Below are 13,018 nucleotides of genomic sequence, written 5' to 3'. Positions count from 1 at the left end.
TCTACTTCTCCTTCTTGGCGCCGTAGCGGCTGCGGGCCTGCTTGCGGTTCTTGACACCCTGGGTGTCAAGGGAGCCGCGGATGATCTTGTAACGAACACCCGGCAGGTCCTTCACACGGCCACCACGCACGAGCACGATGGAGTGCTCCTGCAGGTTGTGTCCCTCACCCGGAATGTAGGCCGTAACCTCGATCCCGGAGGTCAGACGCACACGCGCGACCTTACGGAGGGCCGAGTTCGGCTTCTTCGGGGTGGTCGTGAACACACGCGTGCAGACGCCGCGGCGCTGGGGCGAACCCTCAAGTGCGGGCGTCTTGTTCTTCTCGACCTTGTCCTGCCGGCCCTTCCGGACCAGCTGCTGGATCGTAGGCACTACTTCTCCGGTTTCTGTGTGCCGAATAGTAAAGCTAACCTGAAACATCGCCGACCCACGCGGTCGGGTGTGTCGAATACTGCAGACTCCGGCCGCAAGGCGGAAAGAGGCGCAGATTGCGGTGGCCGTTCTCGGACTCGCGATGCGGCTGAAGACACGCGCGCGAGCCCAGGCACACCCCAGGCACAAGGTCTGAGCGTACCTACCTCATCGGGGTTGGTCAAAACAAATGCGATGGGCCCCGACACGCCGGGCATCTGGCCGGATCAGGGACACCGCGAATTCCTTGATCGATTGTCGCTGAGCGGACCGCTCCCCCACGCGCATGAGCCATGGACCTGCGGGGTCGGGGAGAGCGCCCCCGGGCCCGGAGAGGCCCTCCCAGCCCGCAGAGACGCCTCTGGAAGGGCTCCGCGGCCCCTGGAAACGCCGAAGGGCGCCCACCCCGTACGAGACGGGGTGGACGCCCTTCGGTTCAACTCAAGCGACTAGCTGACCACGCCTACTGGTTGTAGGGCCCGTAGTCGTAGTCCTCCAGCGGAACAGCCTGGCCGGAGCCCGTGCCGAAGGGCGAGTAGTCGATGTCGTCGTAACCGACGGCCGAGTACATCGCTGCCTTGGCTTCCTCGGTCGGCTCCACCCGGATGTTGCGGTAGCGGGAGAGACCCGTACCGGCCGGGATGAGCTTACCGATGATGACGTTCTCCTTGAGGCCGATCAGGGAGTCGGACTTGGCGTTGATCGCCGCGTCCGTCAGGACCCTGGTCGTCTCCTGGAAGGAGGCCGCGGACAGCCACGACTCCGTCGCCAGCGAGGCCTTGGTGATACCCATCAGCTGCGGACGGCCGGAGGCCGGGTGGCCGCCTTCCGTGACCACACGACGGTTCTCGGTCTCGAACTTCGAGCGCTCGACGAGCTCGCCCGGCAGCAGCTCCGCGTCGCCGGACTCGATGATCGTCACGCGGCGCAGCATCTGCCGGATGATGATCTCGATGTGCTTGTCGTGGATCGACACGCCCTGGCTGTTGTAGACCTTCTGGACTTCGCCGACCAGGTGGACCTGGACCGCGCGCTGACCGAGGATCCGCAGCACGTCGTGCGGGTTGGTGGCACCGAAGGTGAGCTTCTGGCCCACCTCGACGTGGTCACCCTCACGCACGAGGACCTTGGCGCGCTTCGAGATCGGGAAGGGAGTCTCGTCGCTGCCGTCGTCCGGCGTGACGACGATCTTCTTGGTCTTCTCGGTCTCCTCGATACGGATGCGGCCTGCCGCCTCCGAGATCGGGGCGACACCCTTGGGCGTACGAGCCTCGAAGAGCTCGACGACACGGGGCAGACCCTGGGTGATGTCGTCACCGGCCACACCACCGGTGTGGAACGTACGCATCGTCAGCTGCGTGCCGGGCTCACCGATGGACTGGGCGGCGATGATGCCGACCGCCTCACCGATGTCGACCAGCTTGCCGGTGGCGAGCGAACGGCCGTAGCAGAAGGCACAGGTGCCGACCGCGGACTCGCAGGTCAGGACCGAACGGGTCTTGACCTCCTCGACGCCGTTGGCGACCAGGGCGTCGATCAGGACGTCACCGAGGTCGACGTTGGCCGGCGCGATGACCTTGCCGTCGATGACGACGTCCTCGGCCAGCATGCGGGCGTACACCGAGGTCTCGACGTTCTCCGTCTTGCGGAGCACACCGTCCTCGCCCTTGACCGCGATCTTCAGCTTCAGACCGCGCTCGGTGCCACAGTCCTCCTCGCGAATGATGACGTCCTGAGAGACGTCGACCAGACGACGGGTGAGGTAACCGGAGTCGGCGGTACGAAGAGCCGTGTCCGCAAGACCCTTACGAGCACCGTGAGTCGAGATGAAGTACTCCAGCACCGACAGGCCCTCACGGAAGGAGGCCTTAATCGGGCGCGGGATCGTCTCGTTCTTGGCGTTCGACACCAGACCACGCATACCGGCGATCTGACGCATCTGCATCATGTTTCCTCGGGCACCCGAGTCAACCATCATGAAGATGGGGTTCGTCTTGGGGAAGTTCGCGTTCATCGCCTCGGCAACCTCGTTGGTCGCCTTGGTCCAGATCGCGATGAGCTCCTGCGTGCGCTCGTCCTTGGTGATCAGACCGCGCTCGTACTGCTTCTGGACCTTCTCGTCCTGCGCCTCGTAGCCCGCGACGATCGCCTTCTTGGCCTCGGGGACCACGACGTCGGAGATGGCCACGGTGACACCGGAGCGGGTCGCCCAGAAGAAGCCGGACGCCTTCAGGTTGTCGAGCGTCGCCGCCACGATGACCTTGGGGTAGCGCTCGGCCAGGTCGTTGACGATCTCGGAGAGCTGCTTCTTGCCCACCGAGTAGTCGACGAACGGGTAGTCCTCGGGCAGCAGCTCGTTGAAGAGCGCGCGGCCCAGGGTCGTACGCAGCCGGAAGCTGTCGCCCTGCTGGTACTCCTGCTCGCCCTCTTCGACGGCCGGCGGGGTCCAGCCGCGCGGCGGGATGGTGCCCACCGGGAAGCGGATGTCGACCTTCGCCTGGAGCGAGAGCTCCTTGGCGTCGAACGCCATGATCGCCTCGGCCGTGGAGCCGAAGGACCGGCCCTCGCCGATGACCTTGCGCTCTTCCTCGTCGGTCGTGAGGAAGAAGAGTCCGAGCACCATGTCCTGGGTCGGCATGGTGACGGGACGACCGTCGGCCGGCTTCAGGATGTTGTTCGAGGACAGCATCAGGATGCGGGCCTCGGCCTGCGCCTCTGCCGAAAGCGGCAGGTGCACGGCCATCTGGTCACCGTCGAAGTCCGCGTTGAACGCGGTGCAGACGAGCGGGTGGATCTGGATGGCCTTGCCCTCGACCAGCTGCGGCTCGAAGGCCTGGATGCCGAGGCGGTGCAGCGTCGGCGCACGGTTCAGGAGAACCGGGTGCTCGGCGATGACCTCTTCCAGGACGTCGTACACGACCGTGCGGCCGCGCTCGACCATGCGCTTGGCCGACTTGATGTTCTGCGCGTGGTTCAGGTCGACCAGGCGCTTCATCACGAACGGCTTGAAGAGCTCCAGGGCCATGGCCTTGGGCAGACCGCACTGGTGCAGCTTCAGCTGCGGGCCGACGACGATCACGGAACGCGCGGAGTAGTCCACACGCTTACCGAGAAGGTTCTGACGGAATCGACCCTGCTTGCCCTTGAGCATGTCGCTCAGGGACTTCAGCGGGCGGTTACCGGGACCGGTGACCGGGCGACCACGACGACCGTTGTCGAAGAGGGCGTCCACGGCCTCCTGGAGCATGCGCTTCTCGTTGTTCACGATGATCTCGGGAGCACCGAGGTCGAGAAGCCGCTTCAGGCGGTTGTTGCGGTTGATGACGCGGCGGTACAGGTCGTTCAGGTCGGAGGTCGCGAAGCGGCCACCGTCCAGCTGCACCATCGGACGCAGGTCCGGCGGGATGACCGGCACGCAGTCGAGCACCATGCCCTTGGGGCTGTTGCTGGTCTGCAGGAACGCGGAGACGACCTTGAGGCGCTTGAGCGCACGGGTCTTCTTCTGGCCCTTGCCGGTACGGATGATCTCGCGAAGCCGCTCGGCTTCCTCATCCAGGTCGAACGACTCAAGGCGCTTCTGCAGGGCAGCGGCACCCATCGAACCGTCGAAGTACGTGCCGAAGCGGTCACGCAGCTCGCGGTAGAGCAGCTCGTCACCCTCCAGGTCCTGGACCTTGAGGTTCTTGAAGCGGTTCCAGACCTCGTCGAGACGGTCGATCTCGCGCTGCGCACGGTCGCGCAGCTGCTTCATCTCCCGCTCGGCACCTTCGCGCACCTTGCGGCGCACGTCGGCCTTGGCGCCCTCGGCCTCGAGCTCGGCCAGGTCGGTCTCGAGCTTCTTGGCGCGGGCCTCCAGGTCGGAGTCGCGACGGTTCTCGACCTGCTGACGCTCCACGGAGACGTGCGCCTCCAGGGAGGGCAGGTCACGCGTACGGCGCTCCTCGTCCACGAACGTGATCATGTACGCCGCGAAGTAGATGACCTTTTCGAGGTCCTTCGGGGCGAGATCAAGCAGGTAACCGAGGCGCGACGGGACGCCCTTGAAGTACCAGATGTGCGTGACAGGCGCGGCCAGCTCAATGTGGCCCATCCGCTCACGACGCACCTTGGCGCGAGTTACCTCGACGCCACAGCGCTCGCAGATGATGCCCTTGAAGCGGACACGCTTGTACTTACCGCAGTAGCACTCCCAGTCCCGGGTCGGACCGAAGATCTTCTCGCAGAAGAGTCCGTCCTTCTCGGGCTTGAGCGTGCGGTAGTTGATGGTCTCCGGCTTCTTGACCTCGCCGTGGGACCACTGTCGGATGTCGTCCGCGGTGGCAAGGCCGATCCGCAGCTCGTCGAAGAAGTTGACGTCGAGCACTTTGTCGTCAATCCCTCTTTCGGGGTCGAGTCTCAATCATGGTCTGAACGGGTCCGGGGAGAGCCGGCCGGATACGAGATCCGGCCGGCCAACCCGTCAGACCTCTTCGACGCTGCTCGGCTCGCGCCGGGACAGGTCGATACCGAGCTCTTCCGCCGCGCGGAAGACGTCCTCGTCGGTGTCGCGCATCTCGATGGACATGCCGTCCGAGGACAGCACCTCCACGTTGAGGCAGAGCGACTGCATTTCCTTGATGAGCACCTTGAAGGACTCGGGAATGCCGGGCTCGGGGATGTTCTCGCCCTTGACGATGGCCTCGTAGACCTTCACGCGGCCGGTCACGTCGTCGGACTTGATCGTCAGCAGCTCCTGGAGGGCGTAAGCGGCGCCATAAGCCTCGAGCGCCCACACCTCCATCTCACCGAAGCGCTGGCCACCGAACTGAGCCTTACCACCCAGCGGCTGCTGGGTGATCATGGAGTACGGACCGGTCGAGCGAGCGTGGAGCTTGTCGTCGACCAGGTGGTGCAGCTTGAGGATGTACATGTACCCGATCGAGATCGGGTCCGGGAACGGCTCGCCGGAGCGTCCGTCGAACAGTCGCGCCTTGCCGGACGGCAGGACCATGCGGTCGCCGTCGCGGTTCGGGACGGTGTGCTCGAGCAGACCGGTCAGCTCGTCCTCGCGGGCGCCGTCGAAGACCGGGGTCGCGACGTTCGTCCGCGGGGCGACCTGGTCGGCGCCGATGCGCTGCAGGCTCTGCGCCCACTCCTCGCTGAGACCGGAGACGTCCCAGCCCTGGCTGGCGAGCCAGCCGAGGTGGATCTCCAGGACCTGACCCGGGTTCATTCGGGACGGGACACCCAGCGGGTTGAGGATGATGTCGACCGGCGTGCCGTCCTCAAGGAAGGGCATGTCCTCGATCGGAAGGATCTTGGAGATGACACCCTTGTTGCCGTGCCGGCCGGCGAGCTTGTCGCCGTCCGTGATCTTGCGCTTCTGCGCCACGTAGACACGAACCAGCTGGTTCACGCCCGGCGGCAGCTCGTCGCCCTCTTCACGGTCGAAGACGCGTACGCCGATGACCTTGCCGATCTCACCGTGCGGCACCTTCAGCGAGGTGTCGCGCACCTCGCGCGCCTTCTCACCGAAGATCGCGCGGAGCAGGCGCTCCTCGGGGGTCAGCTCGGTCTCACCCTTGGGCGTGACCTTGCCGACGAGGATGTCGCCGGCGACGACCTCGGCACCGATCCGGATGATGCCGCGCTCGTCGAGGTCGGCGAGGACCTCCTCGGAGACGTTCGGGATGTCCCGGGTGATCTCCTCCGGGCCCAGCTTGGTGTCACGGGCGTCGACCTCGTGCTCCTCGATGTGGATCGAGGAGAGGACGTCGTCCTGCACGAGGCGCTGCGACAGGATGATCGCGTCCTCGTAGTTGTGACCCTCCCAGGGCATGAACGCCACGAGCAGGTTCTTGCCGAGGGCCATCTCGCCCTCTTCGGTCGCGGGACCGTCGGCCAGGACCTGGCCCTCGATCACGCGGGCGCCCTCGTCGACGACAACCTTCTGGTTGACCGAGGTGCCCTGGTTCGACCGGGAGAACTTCGCGATGCGGTACGTGGTGTACGTGCCGTCGTCGTTCGTGACCGTGACGTAGTCCGCGGAGACCTCCTGGACCACACCCGCCTTCTCGGCCTTGATCACGTCACCGGCGTCGACCGCACAGCGGTACTCCATGCCGGTGCCGACGAGGGGAGCCTCGGCGGTGATCAGCGGCACGGCCTGACGCATCATGTTCGCGCCCATGAGGGCACGGTTGGCGTCGTCGTGCTCGAGGAACGGGATCATCGCGGTCGCGACCGACACCATCTGGCGCGGCGAGACGTCCATGTAGTCGACGTCGTCGCCGGGGATGTAGTCGATCTCGCCGCCACGACGGCGGACCAGGACGCGCGACTCGGTGAAGCGCATGTCCTCACCCAGCACGGCGTTGGCCTGGGCGATCACGAAGCGGTCTTCTTCATCGGCCGTCAGGTAGTCGACGTCGTCGGTGACGACGCCCTCGACGACCTTGCGGTACGGCGTCTCGACGAAGCCGAACGCGTTGACGCGGCCGTACGAGGCGAGCGAACCGATCAGACCGATGTTCGGGCCTTCAGGCGTCTCAATGGGGCACATGCGGCCGTAGTGAGACGGGTGCACGTCACGGACCTCGAAGCCGGCCCGCTCACGGGAGAGACCACCCGGGCCAAGCGCCGACAGACGGCGCTTGTGGGTGAGACCCGACAGCGGGTTGTTCTGGTCCATGAACTGCGACAGCTGGCTGGTGCCGAAGAACTCCTTGATGGAGGCGACGACCGGCCGGATGTTGATCAGGGTCTGCGGCGTGATCGCCTCGACGTCCTGGGTCGTCATGCGCTCACGCACGACGCGCTCCATACGAGCCAGACCCGTGCGGACCTGGTTCTGGATGAGCTCGCCGACGTTGCGCAGACGACGGTTGCCGAAGTGGTCGATGTCGTCGGTCTCGACGACGATCGACGTACCGCTGTCACCAACGGTCTCGGTCTCACCGGCGTGCAGCTTCACCAGGTACTTGATCGAGGCGATGATGTCCTCGACCGTGAGGATGCCCGCGTCGAGCGGAGCGTCCGCACCCAGCTTCTTGTTGACCTTGTAGCGGCCGACCTTCGCGAGGTCGTAGCGCTTGGGGTTGAAGTAGAGGTTCTCAAGCAGCGTCTGAGCAGCCTCGCGCGTCGGCGGCTCGCCCGGACGGAGCTTGCGGTAGATGTCGAGCAGCGCGTCGTCCTGGCCCTGGGTGTGGTCCTTCTCCAGGGTGGCGCGCATGGACTCGTACTCGCCGAACTCCTCGAGGATCTGCTCGGTCGTCCAACCGAGAGCCTTGAGCAGAACGGTGACCGACTGCTTGCGCTTGCGGTCGATGCGCACACCGACCATGTCGCGCTTGTCGATCTCCATCTCCAGCCAGGCACCCCGGGACGGGATGATCTTGGCGGAGAAGATGTCCTTGTCGGACGTCTTGTCGATCGAGGAATCGAAGTAGACACCCGGCGAACGGACCAGCTGCGACACGACGACACGCTCGGTGCCGTTGATGACGAAGGTGCCCTTGTTCGTCATGAGCGGGAAATCGCCCATGAAGACCGTCTGGGACTTGATCTCGCCGGTCTCGTTGTTGGTGAACTCGGCGGTGACGAAGAGCGGGGCTGCGAACGTGAAGTCGCGCTCCTTGCACTCGTCGATGGAGTTCTTCGGAGGCTCAAAACGGTGGTCGCGGAACGTCAAGGACATCGACCCAGAGAAGTCCTCGATCGGAGAGATCTCCTCGAAGATCTCCTCCAGACCGGACTTGGTGGGGACGTCCTGTCCACTGTCGAGAGCCGCCTCGACTCGACCCTTCCACGCTTCATTCCCGAGCAGCCAGTCAAAGCTCTCGGTCTGCAGCGCAAGAAGGTTCGGAACCTCGAGGGGCTCCCTGATCTTTGCAAAGGAGATGCGCAGCGGGGCGGTGCTGGCGCCGTTGTTCGTATTCGCGGTCGAGGCAGTGCGCGAGGCGGCCAAGAGGGGGTCCTTCCGAGGGCTCGGACTCACTACGCGCGTACCGGTCCCAGGTTGGACACAGAGACAGAAATCCCCGGTCAGGGAAGTTTCGATCCACAGTGCTCAAGCATGGGCATGCCCCTGGTGACGGGCAGGAGGCAGCTAACAGGCAGCGCAAAGGGTCAGTGTAGCCACTAGGCCCACTGATGTCCAGTGCGGGTTTTTGAAGACCCTCGTTGTTCTCAACCCCTGCTGCAAGCCACGCCCTCGATGCACATCGATACTGCCCTCTTCGCCGTCGATCCATGCCTCGGATGCGGATCGATGTGACGACGCGTCCTGAGAATTGCGCGCTGCGTGCGGTTCGTCAAGGCCCCCCTGCCCCGACTTGGCTCTCAGAGGTCACCGTCACGGCTGTTCCGAGGCACAACGAAGATCACCATACTCGTCGCGGCGGGCTGCGCAAGGCAGCCGTCGGGGTGCGCCGGAGAACGCCGAAGGGCGACCACCCAGATGGGTGATCGCCCTTGGCGGACGTCGCGTGAACGACGCTCAAAAGGAGTCAGACGACTCGCGAGGTTACTTGACCTCGACCGAGGCGCCGGCAGCCTTGAGGGACTCGGCAGCCTTCTCGGCGGCCTCCTTGGCGACCTTCTCGAGGACCGGCTTCGGGGTGCCGTCGACGAGGTCCTTGGCCTCCTTCAGGCCGAGCGAGGTGAGCTCGCGCACGACCTTGATGACCTGGATCTTCTTCTCGCCGGCGCCGGTGAGGATGACGTCGAACTCGTCCTGCTCCTCGACGGCCTCGGCAACGGCGCCCGGGCCGGCCGGGGCGGCGGCGACGGCCGCGGCGGCGGTGACGTCGAACTTCTCCTCGAAGGCCTTCACGAACTCGGAGAGCTCGATGAGGGTGAGCTCCTCGAACTGAGCAAGCAGGTCTTCCTGGCTGAGCTTCGCCATGATGGGCGATCCTTCCACTATTTCGGCTGGTGCCGGGTGTACATGAAGGCGGGCGTACGTTTGGCCCGCTGCGACCGTCGCCCTAGCGGGCGGCGATCAATGCGCGAGCCGAATTACTCGGCACCGCCCTGCTCGGCCTTCTTGGCACGAAGCGCTTCCGCGGTGCGGACGAACTTCGACGGCAGAGCCTGGAAGAGCTGCGCAGTCTGCGTCTGCTTGCCCTTCAGCGCGCCGGCCAGCTTGGCGAGCAGAACCTCGCGGGACTCGAGGTCCGCGAGCTTCTTGAACTCATCGGCGGACAGCGCCTTACCGTCAAGGACACCGCCCTTGATGATGAGGTTGGGGTTGTCCTTGGCGAAGTCACGAAGACCCTTCGCCGACTCCACCGGGTCACCGGTGACGAAGGCAACTGCCGTCGGACCCGAGAACAGGTCGTCCAGCGTGTCGATCCCGGCCTCGTTGGCCGCGATCTTGGTCAGCGTGTTCTTCACCACGGCGTACTCGGAGTTCTCACCGAGGGAGCGGCGCAGCTGCTTGAGCTGGGCCACGGTGAGACCCCGGTACTCGGTCAGCACGGCGGCGTTCGAGCTGCGGAACTTGTCCGTGAGCTCGGCTACCGCGGCAGCCTTGTCGGGCGTCGGCATAGAGCGTCGGCCTCCTTCCGGGTGATGAGGACCGCTCAGAAGGGGCTGACAAAACAAAACGCCCCGGCGCAGGCGCACGGGGCGAGGGCTCGACCTGACGGAATCCCGTCCGGGAGCACTTTCCACAGCAACCTACGCGGGTCGTCCGCAGTTTCAGCGGATCCTTCGGTCACCGCACCCTCTTGCGAGCACACGGCAACGACCAGCGGTCTTTGGCTTCTGTGGAAGAGTACGCGAACGGGTTCGCGTCAGGCAAATCGGCCAAGAGCCGAGGTCAGACGCCGCTGTCGGACTCCGGCTTCCCGAGATCCTCCAGCTCCTTGAACATGTCCATCAGGTCGAAGGTCTTGCCGGCCGGCGGCGGGGTCACCTTGGCTGCCGCGCCGTACTCGGTGAACTTCTGGGACGTCTTCATCGTGCCCTCGGGGGACTTGATGTCGATGTCCATGCGGACCGGGTAGTCGTCCTCGTTGACCCAGACCTCGGTGTCGTACCCCTTGATCCCCGCCTTCTCGATGCCCTTGAGCAGCTCTTCGCGCTCACTCTTGCCGAGCATCTCGTCGAGGCCCTTGTTGGACTCCATCATTTCCTTGACGGAGAGCCGGCCCTGGTAGCGCTGGGTCTGTACGCCGTCGACCTTGGCCGGGCCGACGTGCTTCAGGTTCGGCGAGTCCAGGAGCATCGCCAGCTGCTGCGCCGGGTCCTGGTTCATGCTGTCCAGGCCGCCGGTCAGCTGCTTGGCGGCCTTCTCGTCGCCGACCTGCTCCGCGATGGCGTTCAGGTCCATCTTGGCCCACTGCTTGCCGTCCATGTCCTTGGCGGCGACGGCCCCCATGTCCATGTACATCACGTTGTCGAGCCAGAGCATCCGGACCTTCTCCGGAGCATCGGGATCGCCGTCCGTGAGCGCCGAGCCCGACATCGTCATATCCATGACCGTCGGGTCCCAGCCCATGACGCCGGACATCTTCATGTCGCTGGAGGCGCCGCCCATCGACTTGGGCGCCGTCATCGTCATCTCGACCTTGGCCGACTTGGCCTTCGCGGTCTTCTCGTACGCCGCCGTGATGACCTCGGTCACCTGCGACCGGGACTGGGTCTCCCCCGAGCCCGTCCCCTTGGCCTTGCCGTCGCTGTCGGAGCCCTGGCAGGCCACCGCGCCCGTACACAGCAGCGCGGTGGCGAGCACGGCGCCCGCCACTCTCTTACGTCCCTGATCCCCACGTATGGAAACAGCAGTCATGACCCCACCCCTAGGAACACATGATCGACACAATTCGGTCCGGCGAGAATACCCGACCGGCGAGATCAAGCCTGCGGCTGCTGGTTCATGAGGTCCTTGAAGCTCATGGTGTCCGAGGCCGGGGGCTTCTCCACGGACACCGGGGTGCCGTAGTCGCTGTAGTAGGCGATCTGGGAGAACTCGCCGTCGGCCATTTTGCCCTTCTCGGCCTTCTTGACCAGCAGGTCGTCGCCGTCGACCCAGATGTCGATCGTCTGCTTGCTCAGGCCCACCTGCTTGAACTGCTTCCTCAGCTCAGCCATCTGCTCGGCGTCGAGATCCGCGTTCTTGCCGGTGAAGTCCGCCGCGTCGACGGTCCCGGAGTAATGGGTCGTCTTCGTGCCGCGCACGGTCTCCTCGCCCACGCGCTTCACGTCACCCGAGGCGAGCAGCATCTTGACCGACTGGTTCGGGGTGGAGTTCTGCATCTGGTCCTTGAAGGCGTCGCCGGCGGCCCCGCTGATCTCGGCCAGCGTGGCGTAGTCGTACTCGATCCAGTGCTTGCCGCCGCCCGCCTGCGCCGCGAACTTGTCGCCCATGTTCGCGTAGAAGCCGTTCTTCAGATAGCGGTAGTCGATCTTCGACTGGCCCATCTGCTTCATCTGCTCGGCCTGGGCGCCGCCCGTGAGGGTCGCCGTCATGGTGCCGGTGATGCCGTCGGACCACTCCATGGAGCCCGTCATGTCCATCGACATCTTGCTGCCCATGACCGTCTTGCCCTCGATCTTGGCCGAGTCGGCGTTGTCGGTCTCGTTCTCGATGGTGCGCAGGGCGGCTATGGGGCTGAGGGCCACGGAGCCCTTCTTCTTGCCCTTCGCGTCACCGTCGCCGCCGGAGGAGCCACAGGCCGCGACCCCGGTCAGCGCGGCGGCCACCGCGATCGAAAGACCCGCGCGTCGCATGGTCGTGCTGTTCATGACATCCCACCCCTTGCACTCGTGTGAATCCTGCACGCTAGCGCAGTCCCCCGACAGCTCCGACGGACCCGCGCTCATACGAGGACGGGCCCCGCACCTCGAAAGGTTGCGGGGCCCGTCATCTAAAACGCGTACGCGACGCGACTGCCGTCGGATCAGACGGCGGCCGGGTCCTCCTCGGTGAGGAGGTTGCGGGTGCGGTTGCTGTCCAGCGGAATGCCGGGGCCCATCGTGGTGGCCAGCGCGGCCTTCTTGATGTAGCGACCCTTGGCGGCCGACGGCTTCAGACGGAGGATCTCCTCCAGCGCGGCGGCGTAGTTCTCCACCAGCTTGGTGTCGTCGAAGGACACCTTGCCGATGATGAAGTGCAGGTTCGAGTGCTTGTCGACGCGGAACTCGATCTTGCCGCCCTTGATGTCGTTGACAGCCTTCACGACATCGGGGGTCACGGTGCCGGTCTTCGGGTTCGGCATCAGACCACGCGGACCGAGCACGCGGCCGAGGCGGCCGACCTTGCCCATGAGGTCCGGGGTGGCGACGACGGCGTCGAAGTCCAGGCGGCCCTTCGCGACCTCGTCGATCAGCTCGTCGGCGCCGACGATGTCGGCCCCAGCGGCTTCCGCGGCCGCAGCACGGTCACCGGTCGCGAAGACCAGGACCCGGGCGGTCTTGCCGGTGCCGTGCGGGAGGTTCACGGTGCCACGGACCATCTGGTCGGCCTTGCGCGGGTCGACACCCAGGCGGAAGGCGACCTCGACGGTGCCGTCGAACTTGGTCGAGGAGGTCTCCTTGGCGAGACGGACGGCCTCGAGCGGGGCGTAGAGCTTGTCCCGGTCGATCTTCGCGTCCGCAGCGCGGAGAGTCTTGCTGCGCTTCACT

General features: G+C 65.4%; 8 protein-coding genes. All 8 read right to left on the bottom strand.

The window, feature by feature from the left end; all coding sequences use genetic code 11:
* Position 1: 1 nt before the first annotated feature.
* The gene (rpsL, locus tag ACIGXX_RS30100; RefSeq protein WP_003948652.1) at positions 2 to 373 is read right to left on the bottom strand and encodes a 30S ribosomal protein S12; all 372 of its coding nucleotides are present in this window, start codon (positions 371 to 373) and stop codon (positions 2 to 4) included.
* 502 nt (positions 374 to 875) lie between these two features.
* Entirely contained in the window at positions 876 to 4,775 is a 3,900-nt protein-coding gene (locus ACIGXX_RS30095; RefSeq protein ID WP_351170401.1) for a DNA-directed RNA polymerase subunit beta', read from the bottom strand.
* 96 nt (positions 4,776 to 4,871) lie between these two features.
* Positions 4,872 to 8,357, bottom strand: a complete 3,486-nt coding sequence (gene rpoB, locus ACIGXX_RS30090) for a DNA-directed RNA polymerase subunit beta (RefSeq protein ID WP_351170398.1) — start codon at positions 8,355 to 8,357, stop codon at positions 4,872 to 4,874.
* Between the two features lie 558 nt (positions 8,358 to 8,915).
* Complete coding sequence (gene rplL, locus ACIGXX_RS30085) at positions 8,916 to 9,296, bottom strand: 50S ribosomal protein L7/L12 (protein ID WP_249588338.1); 381 nt, start codon at positions 9,294 to 9,296, stop codon at positions 8,916 to 8,918.
* A gap of 113 nt (positions 9,297 to 9,409) precedes the next feature.
* Entirely contained in the window at positions 9,410 to 9,940 is a 531-nt protein-coding gene (gene rplJ, locus ACIGXX_RS30080; protein WP_351170395.1) for a 50S ribosomal protein L10, read from the bottom strand.
* 274 nt (positions 9,941 to 10,214) lie between these two features.
* The gene (locus tag ACIGXX_RS30075; protein WP_383820239.1) at positions 10,215 to 11,183 is read right to left on the bottom strand and encodes a hypothetical protein; all 969 of its coding nucleotides are present in this window, start codon (positions 11,181 to 11,183) and stop codon (positions 10,215 to 10,217) included.
* 65 nt (positions 11,184 to 11,248) lie between these two features.
* The gene (locus ACIGXX_RS30070; protein ID WP_351170389.1) at positions 11,249 to 12,139 is read right to left on the bottom strand and encodes a hypothetical protein; all 891 of its coding nucleotides are present in this window, start codon (positions 12,137 to 12,139) and stop codon (positions 11,249 to 11,251) included.
* A 155-nt stretch (positions 12,140 to 12,294) separates the two neighbouring features.
* Positions 12,295 to 13,017: a 50S ribosomal protein L1 gene (rplA, locus tag ACIGXX_RS30065; protein WP_351170386.1), complete on the bottom strand. Its 723-nt coding sequence runs from the start codon at positions 13,015 to 13,017 to the stop codon at positions 12,295 to 12,297.
* Between the last annotated feature and the right edge of the window lies 1 nt (position 13,018).

Source organism: Streptomyces sp. NPDC055243, assembly GCF_044544025.1.
GTDB lineage: Bacteria > Actinomycetota > Actinomycetes > Streptomycetales > Streptomycetaceae > Streptomyces.
This window is presented reverse-complemented; position numbering and strand designations above follow the sequence as displayed.

Bases quoted from the DNA above. Each gene is read 5' to 3' on its own strand.
- rplL (WP_249588338.1), bottom strand. From the start codon at position 9,296: ATGGCGAAGCTCAGCCAGGAAGACCTGCTTGCTCAGTTCGAGGAGCTC.
- rplJ (WP_351170395.1), bottom strand. From the start codon at position 9,940: ATGCCGACGCCCGACAAGGCTGCCGCGGTAGCCGAGCTCACGGACAAG.
- ACIGXX_RS30075 (WP_383820239.1), bottom strand. From the start codon at position 11,183: ATGACTGCTGTTTCCATACGTGGGGATCAGGGACGTAAGAGAGTGGCG.
- ACIGXX_RS30070 (WP_351170389.1), bottom strand. From the start codon at position 12,139: ATGAACAGCACGACCATGCGACGCGCGGGTCTTTCGATCGCGGTGGCC.